The organism is Candidatus Dormiibacterota bacterium (assembly GCA_035544955.1).
GTDB lineage: Bacteria > Chloroflexota > Dormibacteria > CF-121 > CF-121 > CF-13.
Genome location: DASZZN010000009.1, coordinates 139692 through 157632 on the forward strand (window position 1 = coordinate 139692; position 17941 = coordinate 157632).

General features: G+C 66.7%; 19 protein-coding genes and 1 pseudogene. 12 read left to right on the top strand and 8 right to left on the bottom strand.

All coding sequences use genetic code 11. The annotated features are described in order from the left end of the window. Positions 1–33: 33 nt before the first annotated feature. A complete protein-coding gene (locus VHK65_03165) occupies positions 34–1056 on the bottom strand; it encodes an ATP-dependent DNA ligase (protein HVS05148.1) in 1023 nt (340 codons plus the stop codon). A gap of 18 nt (positions 1057–1074) precedes the next feature. Here VHK65_03165 and moaA point away from each other — a divergent pair, with 18 nt between their 5' ends. Next, a complete protein-coding gene (gene moaA, locus VHK65_03170; protein ID HVS05149.1) occupies positions 1075–2085 on the top strand; it encodes a GTP 3',8-cyclase MoaA in 1011 nt (336 codons plus the stop codon). Here moaA and VHK65_03175 read toward each other — a convergent pair. Beyond that, a complete protein-coding gene (locus tag VHK65_03175; protein HVS05150.1) occupies positions 2048–3199 on the bottom strand; it encodes a glycosyltransferase family 87 protein in 1152 nt (383 codons plus the stop codon). The two genes, moaA and VHK65_03175, sit on opposite strands and share 38 nt — an antisense overlap. Positions 3200–3265: 66 nt before the next feature. Between VHK65_03175 and VHK65_03180 the strand changes: the two genes are divergently transcribed. The 3 genes from VHK65_03180 to holA are packed head-to-tail and all read left to right on the top strand — an operon-like array spanning position 3266 to position 5043. Next, positions 3266–3721: an RpiB/LacA/LacB family sugar-phosphate isomerase gene (locus tag VHK65_03180; GenBank protein HVS05151.1), complete on the top strand. Its 456-nt coding sequence runs from the start codon at positions 3266–3268 to the stop codon at positions 3719–3721. Beyond that, positions 3722–4060, top strand: coding sequence for a 4a-hydroxytetrahydrobiopterin dehydratase (locus tag VHK65_03185; GenBank protein ID HVS05152.1), 339 nt, complete (start codon positions 3722–3724; stop codon positions 4058–4060). Further along, entirely contained in the window at positions 4057–5043 is a 987-nt protein-coding gene (holA, locus tag VHK65_03190; GenBank protein HVS05153.1) for a DNA polymerase III subunit delta, read from the top strand. Before VHK65_03185 ends, holA begins: the two co-directional genes overlap by 4 nt. Positions 5044–5104: 61 nt before the next feature. Here the strand turns inward: holA and VHK65_03195 are convergent, their stop codons facing one another. The 3 genes and pseudogenes from VHK65_03195 to rpsT all read right to left on the bottom strand — a co-directional run bounded on the left by VHK65_03195 (position 5105) and on the right by rpsT (position 7674). Next, positions 5105–6346 carry a hypothetical protein gene (locus tag VHK65_03195; protein ID HVS05154.1) on the bottom strand — a complete coding sequence of 414 codons (1242 nt, stop codon included), beginning with the start codon at positions 6344–6346 and terminating at the stop codon, positions 5105–5107. Positions 6347–6595: 249 nt separating this feature from the next. Continuing rightward, complete coding sequence (locus VHK65_03200) at positions 6596–7222, bottom strand: sortase (GenBank protein ID HVS05155.1); 627 nt, start codon at positions 7220–7222, stop codon at positions 6596–6598. A 215-nt stretch (positions 7223–7437) separates the two neighbouring features. After that, positions 7438–7674, bottom strand: a pseudogene (gene rpsT / locus VHK65_03205) (30S ribosomal protein S20). Between the two features lie 46 nt (positions 7675–7720). Between rpsT and murJ the strand changes: the two are divergent. The 5 genes from murJ to VHK65_03230 all read left to right on the top strand — a co-directional run bounded on the left by murJ (position 7721) and on the right by VHK65_03230 (position 12477). After that, a complete protein-coding gene (gene murJ / locus VHK65_03210) occupies positions 7721–9280 on the top strand; it encodes a murein biosynthesis integral membrane protein MurJ (GenBank protein ID HVS05156.1) in 1560 nt (519 codons plus the stop codon). Between the two features lie 59 nt (positions 9281–9339). Further along, positions 9340–10137: a helix-turn-helix transcriptional regulator gene (locus tag VHK65_03215; GenBank protein HVS05157.1), complete on the top strand. Its 798-nt coding sequence runs from the start codon at positions 9340–9342 to the stop codon at positions 10135–10137. Beyond that, the gene (locus tag VHK65_03220; GenBank protein ID HVS05158.1) at positions 10134–10958 is read left to right on the top strand and encodes a LuxR C-terminal-related transcriptional regulator; all 825 of its coding nucleotides are present in this window, start codon (positions 10134–10136) and stop codon (positions 10956–10958) included. Before VHK65_03215 ends, VHK65_03220 begins: the two co-directional genes overlap by 4 nt. A 198-nt stretch (positions 10959–11156) precedes the next feature. Continuing rightward, a complete protein-coding gene (locus VHK65_03225; protein HVS05159.1) occupies positions 11157–11687 on the top strand; it encodes a MauE/DoxX family redox-associated membrane protein in 531 nt (176 codons plus the stop codon). 4 nt (positions 11688–11691) lie between these two features. Then, positions 11692–12477 (top strand): twin-arginine translocation signal domain-containing protein, encoded by a 786-nt coding sequence (locus VHK65_03230; GenBank protein ID HVS05160.1) that lies wholly within the window; start codon positions 11692–11694, stop codon positions 12475–12477. Between the two features lie 110 nt (positions 12478–12587). Here VHK65_03230 and VHK65_03235 read toward each other — a convergent pair whose 3' ends face one another. Further along, complete coding sequence (locus tag VHK65_03235; protein HVS05161.1) at positions 12588–13157, bottom strand: hypothetical protein; 570 nt, start codon at positions 13155–13157, stop codon at positions 12588–12590. A gap of 74 nt (positions 13158–13231) precedes the next feature. Between VHK65_03235 and ispE the strand changes: the two genes are divergently transcribed. Then, complete coding sequence (ispE, locus tag VHK65_03240; GenBank protein HVS05162.1) at positions 13232–14071, top strand: 4-(cytidine 5'-diphospho)-2-C-methyl-D-erythritol kinase; 840 nt, start codon at positions 13232–13234, stop codon at positions 14069–14071. Further along, entirely contained in the window at positions 14071–15492 is a 1422-nt protein-coding gene (locus VHK65_03245; protein ID HVS05163.1) for a Mur ligase family protein, read from the top strand. Before ispE ends, VHK65_03245 begins: the two co-directional genes overlap by 1 nt. Here the strand turns inward: VHK65_03245 and VHK65_03250 are convergent. Together VHK65_03250 and VHK65_03255 are read right to left on the bottom strand one after the other, a co-directional pair. After that, positions 15427–16443 carry a lysylphosphatidylglycerol synthase transmembrane domain-containing protein gene (locus VHK65_03250; protein ID HVS05164.1) on the bottom strand — a complete coding sequence of 339 codons (1017 nt, stop codon included), beginning with the start codon at positions 16441–16443 and terminating at the stop codon, positions 15427–15429. The two genes, VHK65_03245 and VHK65_03250, sit on opposite strands and share 66 nt — an antisense overlap. Beyond that, positions 16440–17147, bottom strand: coding sequence for a polyprenol monophosphomannose synthase (locus tag VHK65_03255; GenBank protein ID HVS05165.1), 708 nt, complete (start codon positions 17145–17147; stop codon positions 16440–16442). Before VHK65_03255 ends, VHK65_03250 begins: the two co-directional genes overlap by 4 nt. A 19-nt stretch (positions 17148–17166) precedes the next feature. Between VHK65_03255 and VHK65_03260 the strand changes: the two genes are divergently transcribed. Continuing rightward, positions 17167–17910, top strand: coding sequence for a glutamine amidotransferase (locus VHK65_03260; GenBank protein HVS05166.1), 744 nt, complete (start codon positions 17167–17169; stop codon positions 17908–17910). Positions 17911–17941: the final 31 nt, after the last annotated feature.

Below are 17941 nucleotides of genomic sequence, written 5' to 3' on the forward strand. Positions count from 1 at the left end.
CTGATATCAACATTAACAGGAGCGCGATCTTGCCTATGCGAATAGCTTTTTCAGCTCCACCGACGCCTCGGCCTTGAGCTGGGCCAGGGTGCAGGACGTCGGATTCTTGTCGGGCCGCCAGCGAACGAAGCCGACGCCGTGACGGAAGCGACCGTTCTCCAGTCGGTCGAAGGCGACTTCGCACACGAGTTCGGGGCGCAACGGCTCCCAGGCAAGGTCGCGGCCCTGCGACCAGCGACTCGGTCCGCCCGGCGCCCGGCCGCCCGCAAAACTGGTCTCGTCGCGCAACGGCTGCAGCATCGCGACCAGGTCGCGTCGCTGCGCGTCGTCGAATCCCGAGGTGTGCCCAATGAACTCGAAGGTCTTGCCGCGATAGACGCCGAGCAAGAGCGACCCGACACGCTTGCCGTCGTTGCCCCAACGAAACCCACCGACGACAACGTCCGCCGTGCGTTGCTCCTTGACCTTGATCATGGCGCGCTCGCCCGGTTTGTAGATGCCCTCGATGCGCTTCGCGACAATGCCGTCGAGCCCGGTTCCGCGATATTCTCTCAGCCAGCTGATCGCGACGTCGCGATCGCGGGACACGGGGCTGAGGTAGATCGACTCTGGCTTGGCCCCGAGCAGTTTCTCGAGCCGCTGGCGCCGTTCTCTCAGCGGTCTGTCCAGCAGGCTCTCGTCGCCGTCGGCGAGCAAGTCGAAGGCGATGTAGGTCGACGGCTGTTCCTTTGCCAGCATGTTCACCCGGGACGCGGCGGGGTGAATCCGGAGCTGCATGGCCTCGAAATCAGTGCCATAGCCGGTGAAGATCACGATCTCGCCGTCGAGGACCACGCGCTTCGGCTTGATCTTCTGCAATGCCGGCACCAGCTCGGGGAAGTAACGGGTCAACGGCTTGGCATTGCGGCTGTGGATGACGACCTCGTCCCCGTCCTTGAAGGCGACCGCCCGGAAGCCGTCCCACTTCGGCTCGTACTGCCAGGCATCGCCGCGGGGCAGCTCGGACTGGACCTTCGCCTCCATGGGTGTGAACGGCGGCATGACCCCTAATTTCACGCCCCATATACTAGGTTGGTGCCCAGCCCGAATCCTGTTCTGCATCTCCGCGATACCTTCGGGCGGGTGGCTGATGACCTGCGCATCTCGGTCACCGACCGGTGCAACTTCCGCTGCGTCTATTGCATGCCAGCGGCCGGCCTGCCCTGGCTGGCGCGCGACGAGGTGCTCAGCTTCGAAGAGATCGTGCGCGTCACGCGCGTCCTGGTCGATCGGTGCGGCGTGCGCACCATCCGGCTGACGGGTGGCGAGCCGCTCGTGCGCAAGGGCATCGAGGACCTGACTGCCATGATCGCCGCGATCGATCCATCGCTCGATATCGCGATGACGACGAACGGCATCTTGCTCGAAGAGAAAGCCACGGCGCTCAAGGCCGCCGGGCTCAAGCGCCTCAATGTCAGCCTCGACACGCTGCACTCGGATCGGTTCAAAGACCTGGCCCGCCGCGACGCGCTCGACCGGGTCCTTCGCGGCCTGACGGCCGCGCGTGAGGCCGGGTTCAGCCCGATCAAGCTCAACATGGTCGTGATGCGCGGCCGCAACGACGACGAGATCCTGGACTTTGCCAGCCTCGCCCGTCGCGAGGGCTACGAAGTCCGATTCATCGAATTCATGCCGCTCGATGCCGACGGCATCTGGTCGATGGAGAGCGTCGTCGCGAGCCGCGACATCATCGAGGCGATCGACCGCGAGTTTCCGCTCGAGCCGGTGCCCGATCAGAAGCCGGCGCCTGCCACGCGATTCAAGTTCCGGGACGGCAGCCAGGGCGGGATCGGCGTCATCCCCTCGGTCAGCGATGCGTTTTGCAAAGTCTGCAATCGCATCCGGCTGACGGCCGAGGGCCACTTGCGGACCTGCCTGTTTTCGATCCAGGAGCATGACGTCAAGGCGCTGTTGCGAGGTGGCGCATCGGACCAGGACATTCGCGACTTCGTCGCGGCCGCGGTCTGGCAGAAAGAAGAAGGCCACAAGATCGGGCAGGCGGACTTCGTCAGGCCATCGAAGACGATGAGCCAGATCGGCGGCTAGCGCCCAGGACAACGCCTCGGTCCGAGGCCAGCCAACCGGCGAGCACCAGCAACAACGGCAGCGGGGTGGTCAGCACCAGGGCGGCCAAAAAGCCGGTCAGCCCGAGCACGCGCTCAACGGCCGGTGGCGCCGTGCGCAGCCATAGCCATGCGGCCGGAAGCAAGACGGCCACGTCCTGGGCATGCAGGAAGGTGGCGACCAGCATCGAGGCACACAGTCCGGCCGCGAAGGGGAACTCCAAACCGGACTCACGCCGTCGCCACGCCAGCACCAACGTCAGCGCGATCACCAGCCCGTCGACGAGCGCGGCTGCCCACCCGTTCCCGAACAATCCGGGCAGCGTGAGCTGCGGGTAGACCATCGACGGCCCGAGGTCGTGGGCCGTTTCAACCAGACGAGACGCGTACGTCTGCAGGCCGGTCGTGCCAAGCGTTGCCAGCGCGGCGATCAACATGACCACTGAGCCGGCGAGCCAGCCGAGGAACAAGCGCCGCCGGCCGGCGACCAGCAGCGCGATCGGCACGATCAGCGCGAGCTGCGGTTTGAGGGCGATCACGGACAGGACCACCCCGGCGGCGATCGGGCGGTTGTGCCGCGCCAGCCACCAGGAAATCGCGATCACGGCGGCCACCACGATCACAACCTGGCCGAGCAGGAACCCGAAGGCGACCCCGGGCAGCGCCCCAGCAAGCGCGAGGTGGCCGAAGCGGACGAGCCGACTTTCGGGCGGCACGGTCAGCCACCATGTGACGAGGAGCGCCGCGATCAACAGGACGTTCCAGAGCGCGTAGGCGGGCGCAAACGGCAGCGCCGCGAAGGGCGCGACGAACCAGGCCAGCACCGGGGTATAGACGGCGGGATAGAAAAAGGCGGACGCCAGCGCACGCCATTCCTCGCGCTGGACGGTGAGGTTGTAGAGCGATCCCCAGCTGTGGTCGATGCCGATTCGGGCAAAGAAGTAGTACTGGGCGAAGTCGCCCTCCAGCGCGCGGTTCATCGCGAAGCGCACCACGCCCGCGACGTTGCGCAGCGCGAGCACGCCGGCCACGGCCAGAAAGACGGCCGGCAGCCACGAGCCCCAAGCCGGCAGCCGCCTGAGTCGGTTCACGAGCACGGGGGAATAACGCGGAAATGCCCCACCCCGTTGCTCAGCGGAGATTTCCCCCCTGGGGAAGGCAGGGTGGGGACTATTCTGGGCGTGGGCATGAAGATCGCGGTGGGAAGCGACGAGCGGACGCACATCACCGATGCCGTCGTCGACCACCTGCGCCGGGTCGGCGTCGACGTCGAGCTGCACGGTCCGCTGAACGACCGCCCGCTGGACTGGGTAGACGTCAGCCGGGAGGTCGGGGAACGGGTGGCCTCGGGCGCCTGTCAGCAGGGCGTGCTGTTCTGCTGGACCGGGACCGGCGTGTCGATTGCCGCCAACAAGATTGCGGGCGTCCGTGCGGCGCTCTGCAACGACGCCGAGACGGCCAGGGGCGCACGAAAGTGGAATGACGCCAACGTGCTGGCGATGAGCCTTCGGTCAACACCCGAGGCGGTGGCGAAGGAAATCGTCGATGCCTGGCTCGAAACCGGCCCCGACGAGGCGGAGCGCGAGACGATTGCCAAAGTCGAGCACCGGGAGAACTGAGTGGCGGCGAATCTTGCCGATCAGAAATGCATCCCGTGCCGTGGCGGCACGCCGCCGCTGACCCATGCCCAGATCGCGCCGCTTTCGGAGCAGCTCGAGGGCTGGCAGGTCGAAGACGACAAGAAGCTGATCAAGTCGTTCAAGGTCAAGAACTGGGTCGAGGCGGTCGACTTCGTCAACCGGATCAGTCCCGTCGCTGAGGCGGAGAACCATCACCCTGACCTGTATGTGCGCTGGGGGGAAGTTCGCGTCTACCTCTGGACGCACAAGATCGATGGGCTGACGGAGAGCGACTTCTACATGGCGGCGAAGATCGACCGCGTGTTTGTGCCGGCGTGATCACCCTGATCCACGGCAGCGAGAGCTACCTCGTCGACCGCGCGACGCGCGATCTCCTGCTGCCCTTGCGCACCGGGTTGACGCTGGAATTCAACTACGAAGACATCCAGGCGGACGCCCTCAATGCCGATGCCTTCGCCGAGAAGGCCGGCACGCTGCCATTCATCGATGTGCTGCGGGTCCTGGTCCTGCGCGACTGGGGCCTTCTGGCCGGCAAGCGCGACAAGGGTGCAGGGACGGAGCGCGCCGCCGCCTACCTGGAGGGGATCCCCGATACGACGCACCTGGTGCTGGTGGCGCACGTGCTCGTGACACCCGGCAACCCGATCTATAAGGTGGTGGCCGCGATGGAGCGGGACAAGCGCGCCCGGATCCAGCGCCATGAGCCGCCGCGGCGATCCGATCGCGCCGGCTGGGTCCGCAAGCTCGCCGAGGAGCGTGGCCTGACGATCACGCCGGGCGCGGTGCGGCTGCTGCTCGAGCGGTCGCAGCCGGACCTGCGGCTGCTCGACCAGGAGATCGTGAAGCTCGCGCTCTACGCCTCGCCGTCGACGCGCATCGACGATGCGGCCGTGCGCGCGCTGGTGAGCGACAGTCGCGAAGAAGAAATCTTCGCGCTCACGGACGCGCTGGCGAGCGGCCGTCCGGGCGAGGTCGCCGGTGTCTTGCAGTCGCTCCTGGATGCCGGACGCGAACCGACCTGGCTGCTCTACACCCTGGTGAGCCACTGGCGCCGGCTGCTGCAGGCGCGCGCCGTCCGCGACCGGGGCGGCAGCCTGGCGGATTTGCAAGCCAGGATGTCTGACCATCCGTTCGTCGTCGAGAAGGCCTTTCGCCAGGCCGCCGACTACTCGGCGGCGGAGCTCGACCGCGGGTTCCACGATCTCCTGCGCATCGAGGAGCAGATCAAGCTTGGCGAGCTCGATGCCCGGCTGGCGGTCGAGGGCTTCATCCTCGAGCAGGTACTCAGCACCGCTCGCTGATGTCCCGGAGGAAAAAAGAAAGGCCACTCCAGTGGGAGTGGCCTTTTTGTCTCAGCGTCGACTAGCGCGGCATCTTCGCCAGGATCCGGCCGCCGACGGCCAGGCTCGCCAGGCTAAGGATCAGCAGCGCCAGCGGAATCACGGGAACAGCCGGTTGGGTCGGATGCGGTTGACCGGTTGCCGGAAGAACAATCGGGGCCGCACCCACGGTCACCGTTGCGTGCAACATCACGGTGCTGCCTTCATGATCCGTCACGGTGGCCGTGATGGACTTGGATCCGGCTGACGCGTACGTGTGCGTCCCGCTAACGCTAAACGCGCCGCTCGCCGTCTTGGTCACCGTGCCCGGGTAGAGCGCGTTGTCGCCCCAGCTGATCATCGCGGAAAAGTCGCCGGCGGCGGCCTGCGCGCCTGCTTCATCCGTAAAGCTGCCGAGCACGCTGGTAAACGCGGCGCTGGCGGTCGCGGTGAGGCTCTTGTTGGCGTCGGCTGTCAGCTTGCCGTCCGAAATGCTTGCATCGAACGTGCGGGTGGAGGTGGCGCCTCCGTCATCCTTGGCGGTCACTTTGATGAGGTAGCTCGTACCTGCAGGACTGCCCGCATCGTACACGTGCGAAGCACTGACCTCAGCGTCATTAGAACTGCACTCGCAGATATCCGAAGGGGCTGTCGACTGCACGGTTTGCAACGCCGTACCGTCGCCCCAATCGATCGTCCCGGTGATCGATGTGTCACGAGCCGACGACTCGGAGTTTCTGTCCTCGAAAAAGTCAACCGCTACCGTGATGCTCTTGCCTTCCACGGCGCTGTAGGTGCCGCGCGTGGAGTTGTCACCATCCCAGGAGAGGGCCGCATCCGCCACGGTGACGGCGGCGGTGTTCGTGGCGCTGCCACTAACGTGCGGGGTATCGGCCGTGTCGGTAACCGTGACGTTGATGTGGAATGTGCCTGAGTCCGGGTAGGTGTGCGCACCCCAAACCGCCCAGGTTCCCTCGGTGTCTGTGCAACGGACGGTCCCCGCACCCGTGACCGTGCCGTCGCCAGACCAATCGATGGTCGCGCTGTATCTGGCCTGCGCTACGCCGTCGCACGAGATGCGGGGCGCCGCCCCTATCACAATCGGCGGGTTGCCGCTATCGGTAAACGTCGCGACTTGCTTTGACCCGGTCGAGTCGCCCTCGAGCACGGTAATGGCCGTGTCGCTGCCTGCGGTAACCGTGATCGCGTCGGCCGCGAATGCCACACCGCTCTGGAGCCCGACGAGCGCCGAGGCGGTCGCGGCCGCCATTCCAACGTACGCCAATGAGGCGCGAATAGACCGACAGTAACCAGGGAACCCCATCCTCTTCCTCCTTCTTGACGCGAAACGACGAATAGACAGGTCCGAAATCAGTCGTACGCCCTTCCCGTGAGACCCCCTCGCGAATTTCCGAAACGCAGCGTTACCTTGCTCAGCACTGAGTGTATCCCGGCCTTTCGGGTTGTCAAGTAGTCTGCGTCTAGTTGTGGGAAGTCACTCCGAGTGGCACCGTCAGTACTAAACGTGGCGGAGTTAGGCCGGAACCGCAGTCACGACCCAGCGCTTGGTATCGACGTTGAAGGGCCAGCAGGTCATGATCGTCAAGCGTACGTCGGGGGTAGGGGCGAGGATGCCGACTGCCGTGGGCGGCACGATCTGATGGCCGGTAACCCGGTAGACCTGCGTGGCGCCACCGACAGTGACCTGGATGATATCGCCAGGCGCCAGGTCATAAAGGTGGCCAAAGATATTGCCCTGGATGTCGTCGTGGCCGTAGAGGAACGTATTGCCGCTCCCGAACGTCGCCGAAAACGCGTAGCGCGTCACCGAATAGCCCGGGGCGATCAGCATGACCCCCTTGGCATCCGTACCCCGGTCGTAGATGGGCGCGTTGCGGATGCCGATCCGAGGGATGGAGATGAGGGCGATTACCGCCGTCGCGGGAGCAGCCGCCGCGACCGCTGCCGCGGCATTCCGCTGGGGGGCGTCCGACGGTTGGGTCGTGGCCAGCGCGGTTGGTGACGGCGCCGGCGGTGCGATTGCCAGGACGGCCCGCGGCGCCGCCACGGGGTGGGCCGGGCGGACCAGCTCGGCCGCCGGGATGCTGGCGAGCAGAACGAGGACGCCGGCAGCGAGCAGGACGGCGGGTCCTCGCTTCATGGACCTATGTTCGCACTGGTTGGGCGAAAGTCAATCGAGCGAGACGAGGGAGAGCCACGCCGGGTGAGAAGCTAGGCTTTCGTTTTTGCCGGCTTCGGCGCCGGCTTGGCAGTGGCTTTCTTCGCGGCGGTCGCCGCGGGGGCCGCGGCCCTGGCCGATGCCTTCGCCGGGGCAGGCTTGCCGGCGGATGGCGCGAGCTTCGCCAGCGCACTCATCAGCCGGGCCTTGCGACGGGAGGCATTGTTGGCATGCAGGACGCCCTTCTCGGCAGCCTTGTCGAGCGCGCTGATCGCGCGGCGGACTTCCTCACTGGTCAGGCTGGCCGCCTCCGGCAGCGCGGGTCGCCGCGCACGCGACACCAGGGTCTTGACCGCCGAGCGGGTCGAGCGGTTTCGGTCGCGCTTCCTCAGGGAGGCGCGCACGCGCTTCTTCGCCGATTGGGTATTCGCCATGCGAGCGGTGATTATACGCGAGATCGCACAACTACAATGACCACCGATGTCTAGCGAGCGGCGGCGCATCGCGTCAGCCGCGACGCTGATCCTGGTCGCCTACGGCCTTAGCCGCGTCCTGGGCGCGGTTCGCGAACTGGTCATCGCCAATATCTTCGGGACCAGCCACCAGATCGATGACTACCGGGTCGCCTTTGGTGTGCCGGACCTGCTCTTCAATCTCTTGCTGGCTGGTGCCATCAGCTCGGCGTTCATTCCGGTCCTCAGCGAGCACCTGGCAAAGGGGCAGCGCCAGCGCGCGCTCGAGATTGCCGAACGGGTCCTCAACTCGGCGATCGTCATCCTTACCGTCGGCGCAGCCATCCTGTTCATCGTCGCGCCCTTCTATGTTTCGCTGATCGCGTTCGGATACAGCCCGCACGATCACGAGGTCATCGTCGGGCTGACCCGGATCCTCTTGCTCCAGCCGATCTTCCTCGGCGCGGGCGGCATGGTGATCGGCATCCTGACCGCCTATCAACGCTTCTTCGCCCAGGCGCTGGCTCCGCTCTTTTATAACGGCGCCATCATCGTGGCGGCGGCGTTCTTCGCGCCGCGTTACGGCGTCACCGCACTCGCCATCGGGGTCGTCGCCGGCGCCATGCTGCATTTCGGCGTCCAGCTGCCGGCGTTGTGGCGGACCGGGTGGCGCCCGACCACGGCCCTGGGCCTGGACGATCCCGGCGTTCGAAAAGTTGGCCGGCTGATGTTTCCGATCGCGCTTGGCCTCGCGGCCGCACAGGTCAACGTGTTCGTCGACACCATCCTGGGGACCTCGCTGCCGCATGGCCGCGTCGCGGCGCTCCGCTATGCCGACACCATGGCCCAACTACCACTCGGTACCTTCTCGCAGGCGCTGGCGTTCGTGCTCTTCCCCTTCCTCGCACGAGACGCGGCGCTGGGGGCGATCGAGTCGATCCGGCACCGCACCTCGTTAGCGCTGCGGTTGAACATCTTTGTGCTGGTGCCGGCGTCGGTCGGCCTGGCGCTGCTCGGCGTGCCGATCACGGCCGCACTCTTCGAGCGTGGTCAGTTCGGACCGGATTCCGTGCGGCAAACGGCCTTCGCGCTGACGTTCTTCAGCCTCGGGCTTGCGGGACAGGCGGCGACGGCGCTCCTGGTCCGGGTGTTTTACGCGCTACAGGACGTGATCACGCCGCTGCGGATTTCACTGGTCGTCATCGGCGTCAACCTCGCAACCAATATTGTGCTGGTCCATCTGCTGGCGCAGGGCGGCCTGGCGCTCGGGACCTCGATCGCGGCCACGCTGAATGCGATCCTGCTCGGGCGCGCGTTGCGCGGCCGCCTGGGCGGACTCGAAGGCCGCCAGATTCTTCACACCGCCCGCCGCGCGGTCGTCGGCGTGGTTCCCATGGCCGTGGTCGTCGCGGGCGTGGCCTACGTCATGGCCGGCGGTTCCGTGCAGGGCGGCCTGCGACCGCTGGTGGCGACACTCGTCGCGGTCGTGCTCGCGGGCGCAACCTACTTCGGGGTGGAGGCCCTGCTTCGCAGCGAGGAAGTCGGCATCCTGCTGTCGGTCATCCGGCGTGATCGGTCACGTGTCTAAGGACCAGACCTACCAACTATTAAGTTCTAGACTTACCCAAGGAGGGAGGGGACTGTGCCGTGGTCGGGCAGGCGGGCACGTTGGGCGTCCTGACTCCACGCCTCAACGCGGCGCAGATGCGGGCCCTGATCCGGCTCGGGGTGATCCTGCGCTGGGTGGCGGTCGCCTTCGCTGGGCTGGCTGGATTGCTGGGCCCGCGGGTGCCGAACCTCCTGACCGCGGAGATCCTGGCGGCCGTGATCTACAACGGCCTCGTGATGGGATCTGCGATGCGCGCCCCCGATGAAGGTCTGCCCCGAATCGCGCTGATCACGACGGTCGTCGATCAGCTCTTCTGCTTCACCTTCCTCGGCCTCTACAACGTCGCGCCGGACAGCCGCCAGGTGGCGGCGTACGTGCCCGGGATGATCGAGGCGGTCGCGTTCTTCGGGGTGGCCGGCGCCGTCCTCTCCAGCGGCATTTTCTTGACCGGTGTCGTCGTTGCCCAGGCCGCCGCCACCGTCCTGGGGCGAGGCCCTTTTGACCCGGAGGGCATTTTCGGTTCTACGATGATCGTGATCCTGATCGGGACCTGTCTCGCTGCGGTCAGCCAGGTGATTGGTAACGCGGCAGGCGATGCGGTCCCGAGTGAGCGCACAGTCCGCAGTACCGCGGCGCCGCCTCGGCCGGGCCTTTCCGGACAGGAGCAGGATGTGCTGCATATGCTCGCCGAGGGTTGCTCGAACGCGATGATCGCCGGCCGGCTCGGGCTGAGTGAGCGAAGGGTCAAGGCCTGCGTTGAACGCCTGCTGACCCAGCTGAAGGCCCGCAACCGCGCCGAGGCGGTGGCATCGGCAATCCGGACTGGACTGCTGTGATCGTCCTGCGGGCGGCCGCGTCCATCGTCACCTTTGCGGAGATCATCCCGCTGCCGACGGCCGAGCAAGTCCGGCGGAAGCTACACCAAGGCGTGGCGTTGCGCTGGATCTTGATCGCCGTGATCGCGGCGGGCGTGATGCTGACGCCGAACGTGGCCGGGCTCATCCTCGCCGTCCTGGCGGCCGCCAGCGTCTGGAACGCGACGGTCATGGTGGCGCTGGCGCGGGCGACCGCACGCTGGCAGCGGCGAATCACGCTCGCGGTGGTGATCGTCGACCAGCTGTTCTGCTTCATGTTCGTGGGCCTCTACGCATCCCACGTTGGCGCCAGCCAGCCGCTCGGCGGTTACTCGATGGGAACGATTGAGGCGATCTTCTACTTCGGGGCTATCGGCGCGATTCTGTCGCTGGGGATCTTTGTGGTCTCCGCCCTGGCGGCCCATGGGCTCGGCCTGCCGCTCTTCGGCCATGTGTTCGACGGCCCCGGCATCGTGAACTCCGTCCTGCTGCTGGGCATGATCGCCGTCTGCCTGATCGCCGCGTGGCGGATCCGGCTTGTGCCCGCCGCCGTGGAGGGAAGCCACGCCGAAACCGCTGAGGTGGTGTCGTCACCGAATGGCGATCCCGCGATCCGGCTGTCGCGACGCGAGCGCGAGGTGCTACACCTGGTCGCCGAAGGGTACTCGAACACGATGATCGCCAACCGCCTTCGGATCAGCGAAAACACCGTCAAGGGCTACGTGGAGAACCTCCTGTTCCACCTGAACGCGCGCAACCGCGCAGAGGCGGTTGCGGCGGCGGCCCGGCTCAACCTGCTCTAACTCACAGCACCCTCCGGTTGGCCCCCTCCGGTTGGCGCGGGACAGTCCCGCCGTCCGGGGGGTACCGCGACCTCGATTTCCACCTTATGTTCGACACGCACGCACTGCTGAGGTGGTGCAGCCGAGCAGCCGAAGGAGGTGTCGTATGTTCACGCGCGATCGGCCCGAGGTGATGTTGCACAGAGGAGGGTTCTCACGATGTTGTTGCTGATCGGATTCGTCTTCAGGATCTTGATCGGGGCGCTGCTGGTGCTTGCCGGAGCGGGCAAGCTTCAGATGGTTGCCACGGAACGCGAAAAGTGGCTCCGGGCGTACGACATTCTTCCCAACTCCATCGTGCCCGTGGCGGCGGTGGCTATTCCGTCGGCGGAGCTGCTGGCGGGTGTCGCCCTGATCCTCGGGCTGGGAGGCGAGCTCAGCATTGGGCTCAGTGCGGTTGTCCTGGTGCTGGTGACGGGCGGAGCCGCGCTCGCGCTGGCTCGAGGCCGGCGCCCGGATTGTGGCTGCTTTGGCCGATGGGCGCGCACACAACTCTCCTGGATGGTGGTCGCCAGGAACCTCGCGCTCATTGCGCTGCTCGCGGGCATTGGCGCGAGTGGCCTGACCCAGCCGGGAATCGCACCCTGGCCGATAGCAAGTCAATTCGTGGTTGCGGCCGCCGTTGCAGCGGCCACTGCTTTCTTGCCCCGCCGAGCGAATGCAGCCGGCGGGCAGCCTTCAAGGGGGTGACCCAGTGAGCATGAACGGCTTTTTGTCACGACGGCGCTTCATCAAGATTGCGGGGGCCGCCGGCCTCGCTGTGGCGGGCTGGGCGGGACAGATTTTTCCGGAGTTTGCGTTGGCGAACTCGGGCCGATCGGGCGGGGCGCCAAGCCCCAAGGTTCCGGGGGCCGCTGATGTTCCTCCGTGGACCTGGGGCACAGTTACCAGCAAGACCGAGATGCAAGGGGCGCATCGCGATGCAGCCCTGGCTGTCCATCGCGAGCGCGGTTCGGCCCACGCGGCGGCTGCTGCCGCGGGCTTCCAGCTCGAGGGCACCCACGTGGGAACCGCGAGGTACACACTTGCCGACGGGCATCAGGTGCTGGCCTCGGCATGGCTGAGCGGTGATCGTGTCCTGGCGTCGTACGACTACGAGACACCGCGGGGCGACGGCTACCAGGGCCAGGCGATGATTTACGAGATCTCCTCCGACTTGAAGGGTTCACTGCTCGCGGCCGCGGTGAACGGCAAACTGCTCAAGCGAGGGAGGTTCGGTGCGTCCGCCCCTGCCACCGAGACGCTCGCGGTTGGCGCGGCGGCGGTCGACGCCGAAGCCGGCTGGTGCTCGATCTGCTGCAACATCGACTTCGGCTGCATCATGGGGTGCTGCGACTACTGCTTCTGGCCATGTCTCGCGGGTCCGCAAGCCTGTATCGCTTGTGCACTGTGGTGGTGCAGCATGACCTGCCCACTATCCATTTGCTGCCGGTGCTTCTGCGATTGTGGCAACGCATGGGGATGCAGGTGCTGCGCATAGCGGCCCCGACCTTCGCCGCCGTTCGCTGAGGCCAGTCCGGACGCTGCGGTTGCCTCCCGTTGACGCGAATTAACGGGAGGCCCGCGGCGTGAGTTGCTAGCTCGCCGCGATTACGACGGCGCGATCCCCGGACGCTCTGGCTCCTGACGGCGCCGATAAAAGATGAAGCCGACCGCGAGCGCGGCGGCGGCCACCTCGATCCCGACCAACAGGAAAAGGCCATAGTCGGGGCCAACGGTCACATCCCACGCCTGTGGGGTATACGCGAAGCCGAATAAGCTGCCACCGCTGGGTCCGACCGTTTGCAGCTGTGCGGATCCTTCGGCCACGGCCTTGAAGTCGAACAACTCCGCATCGGGGCTGGGCTGGCCCCCGCACGGGTTCAGCTGTGCTGCCAGGACGCCATTGTTGGTGCTCGAAACCTGTGGAAAGGTGCCGAAGGGCCAGTCACTTCTGGGTACGGTCACTCTGACGATCGAGCCGTTGCTGACAGTGAGCTGGTTGTCAGGGTGATTGGGGTCTGCGGTGACTTCCTTCGCCGTGGCGCAGGCGAGGCGGGGCGCCTCCAGGATCAAGAACCCGGGCAGGACGGCGACGACGATGCCTACCGCGAGGACGACCATCCAATCAGGAACGGTTCTCGAGAGCACGCCGAGCCCCGAGCGGTGCTGTCTGGCCACTGTGCCCAAGAACGTCCGAGCACGGCGGTTCTTTCCTCCACGAGCGGGGGAAGGTGAATTAGAGTCGTGACAACGTGGCGCTGATTCTGCCCGCTTACGCGAAGCTCAACCTGACACTCGACGTCACCGGCCGCCGCCCCGACGGGTATCACGATATCGACTCGGTGATGCAGACCGTCTCGCTGCATGACCTGATCTGGATCGAGCGGACGGAGTGTCGCGTCTTCGACGTGGTCGGACCGATGATCGCCGGCGAGAACCTGGTGCTGAAGGCCGCCCGGGAGCTGGAAGGCCATGTCAGTCGCGCGCTGCCCTTCACGATCCGTCTGTTCAAGCGCCTGCCGATGGGTGCCGGGCTCGGCGGCGGCAGTGCCGATGCGGCGGCATTCTTGAAGGCCGCCAACCTTCTTTATGATCTGCAGCTCAAACCGGCCGAACTTGTCCAGATTGCGTCGGCCGTCGGGCAGGACGTTCCCTTCTTGCTGTCGGGCGGTACCGCCCGGGCGACCGGCCTGGGATCGACGGTCGTGCCGTTGCCGGCCGCGCCCTCCAGCTGGCGCTTCCTGGTCGTCTGCCCGCCGCTGGAGATTCCTACCCGAGCCGTCTACGAGGCCGTCGACGGCAGCGTGCCAAGCGCGCACCGGACCCCGGGGCTCGTCGCCGCACTGCCGAGTGGGGGAGACATCAGTCTGTTTGGCAATGACCTGGAGCCGGCGAGCCGCACGCTGTTCCCAGCCCTGGAGAAGGCAATGACGCAACTCCGTCCTGCCGTGCCGGGGCTGACGATGAGCGGCACCGGCGCTGCCCTGTTTGGCACCTTTACCAGCAATTCCGACGCGAAGGCCGCCCTGGCCGAGGTACGCAAGCTGGGCTACCCGGCCTGGGTGTGCCGGCCGGTTTCGGCTGTCGCCTGATGCGCGCCAAACTGGGGGCGCGGGGTACAGCGGCACTCTGGGCCGGCAAGCTGACGGGGGGCTTGAGTCGTGGCTTGCACCGCGGCGGTGGGACCACGCTCCCGGGCGACGTCTCACGCTGGGTCGACCCGGCCATCCTGACCAGACTCTCGCGCGCGCTGAGCGACGGCACCATCGTGATCACGGGCACCAACGGCAAGACGACCACCGCCGCGCTGCTCCGCCACATCCTCGAGGCGCAGGGTCATCCGACCGTCGCCAACCAGGCCGGCGCCAACCTGGTCTTCGGCGTCACCGCGGCGATCATCAACCGCGCGAGCTGGACCGGGGATCTTCCGGCAACCGTCGGGCTCTTCGAGATCGACGAGGCCAGCCTGCCTCGACTCGTCCAGGAAGTCGCCCCCGGAACGATCGTCGTCACGAACCTCTTTCGGGATCAGCTCGACCGCTATGGCGAGCTGGAGACGACGGCCGCCCACATCCGCCGAGCGCTCACGCAGGGGCCCGAGGGGATGACCGCGGTCCTGAATGCCGACGACCCGATGGTAGCCGCGCTCGGCGACGGCTTGCCGCGCGTCATCTATGCGAGCCTGGACGATGCGTCATTGCTGCAATCGGAGCTGAGCCATGGCGCCGACGCCAAGTTCTGTCCACGGTGCGGCAGCCCCTTCATCTTCGACGGCGTGTACTTCGGGCACGTCGGTCACTATCGCTGCCCCCGTGGCGACTTCGCGCGGCCGACGCCCGACGTCAGCGCCACCTCGGTCTCGATCGACGGCATGGACGGCATGCGCCTGCGGGTCACCGATGGTCGGCAAGACGCCGACGTCGAGGTTCCGCTGTCGGGCCTCTACAACGCCTACAACGTCGTCATGGCACTGGCGGCCGCCAAAGCGCTGAAGGTGCCGCTGGCGAAGAGCGCCGCCGCCCTGCGCGACTTCACGCCGGCCTTCGGCCGGATGGAGCGCACGGTCATCGACGATCGCCCCGCGATCCTGCTGCTGGCGAAGAACCCAACCGGATTCAACGAAGTCCTGCGGACCGCGATTCAGTTCGGCAAGGCGCACTCGTTCTTGATTGCGCTCAACGACCGGATCGCCGATGGGCAGGACGTGTCCTGGATCTGGGATGTCGACTTCGAGCAGCTCAAGGGGGCGGCGTGGCACATCGTGCTGAGCGGCGACCGGGTGCTGGACCTGCGCGTGCGCCTCAAGTACGCCGAGCTGCCCGACGACCAGATCGAGGTGGTGACCGACTGGCGTGATGCCCTCAAGCGGGCGGCTCAGGCGACCCCGGCGGGGGAGACGCTCTTCATCCTGCCGACCTACACGGCGATGCTCGAGCTGCGCTCGGTACTAACTCGGGACGGGACGCTCCAGCCCTACTGGAAGGGCCGGCGGCCGCGTGACGCGAAGCCATAGGCCACCGACCGCGCCGGCCAGCAGCGACACCGCCATGTTGCCGACGTGGTTCAAGACGGCCGCCGCCGTGACCAGCGCGGCCGGGCCTGCGCCGAAGGTGGTGAGCACCAGCAGGAAAAACCCCTCGTAGGTTCCGACCGCCCCGGGGGTGATGCTGATCGCCTGGCTGATGATGAAAATCGTGCAGGCGAGGGCCAGCGTGGGGAAGGAGAGCTGGGGCGACAAGGCCCGAAAGCACGCCATCAATCCGACATCGACGCACAACCAGGTCAGTACACTGAGCAGTCCCGCCGTCACCAGCCGTCCGGGCGAGCGGAGCGAGGCGAGCCCCCTGAGAACCGACGCCGCGAAGCGATCGACGAACGTTCCGACCCGGGCGGGCAGCCGTCTTGCGACGCGATCGATCACGCTCAGTGTGGCGTGCGGGTAGGTCACCATCAGGTACGCGATCACGCCGATGGCGAGCGAAGCCAGGGCGATCACAACCACCCCGCTCCAGAGGCCGGAGCTGTTGGAACCTCCTCCCGCGACCGCCGCGGCCGCGACGGCGATGACAAGCAAGGCGAGCACATCGAGCACGCGCTCGAGCACGACCGTGGCCGTCGCCTCGCCGACGCCGATCCGCGCCCGGGGGGCGATCGTCCCGATGCGCAAGAGCTCGCCGAGCTTGAACGGCGAGACGGTGTTGAGCGCGAAGCCGATTGCGGTCACCGCTGTCGCGTCGCCCAGGGTCGCCGCCGGCGCGGAGGCCTGCAGGATGACGTGCCATCGCCAGCCGCGGATGACGATGAAGGCCAGGTATCCGGTAAGTCCAATGGCGATCCATCCGGGGTTGGCGCCGCGGATCGCCGTGACGACCTGGTCGGGATGGACCGTCCGCAGCAGTCCATAGAGGATGAGCAGGCCGATCACGAGCAGGATCACCGCCTGGATCACGCGCCGGCGGCTCATGAGCGCCGCCCGGCGAGTCGGAACACGGTCAGCATGGCGCGAAAGATCTCCTGGCGCGAGATCTTCGAATCGCCCATGGTGCGATCGGTAAACGTGATCGGGACTTCGACGATCGTCAGGCCGGCGCGTTCGCAACGGGTGAGCAGCTCGATCAGCGCCGAGTACCCGGACGATCGCAGGGGTTGGGTGACGAGGAACTGCAACGCGCGAAGACTGTAGCAGCGAAAGCCGCCGGTGCAATCGTGCGTATGAAGTCGGAGCAGCTGCCGCGCCACGAAGTTCGCGCTCGCGCTGAGGATGCGGCGGCCGGGCGCCCATCCCTGGATGGCGCCGCCGGGGATATAGCGCGAGCCCACCGCGAGATGCGCGCCGCGCTCGACTTCGCCGAGCAGGGCCGGGATTCGATCGGGCGGGTGGGAGAAGTCCGAGTCCATCGTCAGCACGCTCCTGTAACCATGCTGCAGGCCGAAGGCGAATCCGGCCATGTAGGCGGTCCCCAGTCCGAGCTTGCCGGGGCGCGCCATGATCTCGAGCCGGGCGTCTTTGAGGATCCGGTCGCGTACCAGGTCACCGGTCCCATCTGGGGAGGCGTCGTCGATGACCAGCACGTCGGAGTCTGGAGCCGCTTCGTGCACCCGTTCGACCAGCCGCAGAATATTGGCCGCCTCGTTGTAGGTGGGGATGCAGACGAGCTGCTGAGCCATCCGCCGTACGATACCCGTTGTGAGTGAGCCAACGCTGCGCATCGCCCACCTGTACGCGGACGAGATGAACATCTACGGCGATCGCGGCAACATCCTGACGCTGACGAAGCGGGCTGAGTGGCGGGGTATTGCGGTCACCGTCGGCGCTGTCGGGCGAGGGCCGTCCCCCGACCTCTCGGACATCGACTTGATCTTCTGGGGCGGCGGCCAGGACCGGGACCAGGAGTTGGTGTTTCACGACGCGGCCGAGCACAAAGTGGCGGTCATCCGCGAAGCGATCGACGGCGGCGCCGTGGTGCTGGCGGTCTGCGGCGGGTACCAACTGCTCGGGGAGTCCTACGTGACCGCCGACGGCAAGAAACTGCCCGGGCTCGGCCTTGTCGACCTGCACACCGTGCCGGGCCCGAAGCGGAATATCGGCAACATCGTGATCGAGACCAGCGGTCTGGGGCTGACGCCGCCGACGCTGGTGGGCTTCGAAAACCACAGCGGCAAGACGTACCTTGGCGCCCGGCAGCAGCCGCTCGGCCGCGTGCTGCGCGGGGCGGGCAACAACGGCGAAGACGGCTTCGAGGGGGTGGTCTCGGGAAACGTCTTCGGCACCTACCTGCACGGGTCTTTGCTCCCCAAGAACCCGCACCTCGCCGATCTTCTTATCGCTCGAGCCTTGCGGCGCCGCTCGCAAGCTCTACCGGAGCTTGATGACAGCGTGGAGATGGCAGCCCACCAGGCGATGGTCAGGAAACTGATGGGAGCAGCCTAGCTCGAGCCCCTCGGCGACTGCTACCCTTCAA

Coding starts and splice junctions, on each gene's coding strand:
- VHK65_03225 (HVS05159.1), top strand. CDS start 11,157: ATGTTGTTGCTGATCGGATTCGTCTTCAGGATCTTGATCGGGGCGCTG.
- VHK65_03245 (HVS05163.1), top strand. CDS start 14,071: ATGCGCGCCAAACTGGGGGCGCGGGGTACAGCGGCACTCTGGGCCGGC.
- VHK65_03250 (HVS05164.1), bottom strand. CDS start 16,443: ATGAGCCGCCGGCGCGTGATCCAGGCGGTGATCCTGCTCGTGATCGGC.
- murJ (HVS05156.1), top strand. CDS start 7,721: ATGTCTAGCGAGCGGCGGCGCATCGCGTCAGCCGCGACGCTGATCCTG.
- VHK65_03200 (HVS05155.1), bottom strand. CDS start 7,222: ATGAAGCGAGGACCCGCCGTCCTGCTCGCTGCCGGCGTCCTCGTTCTG.
- VHK65_03255 (HVS05165.1), bottom strand. CDS start 17,147: ATGGCTCAGCAGCTCGTCTGCATCCCCACCTACAACGAGGCGGCCAAT.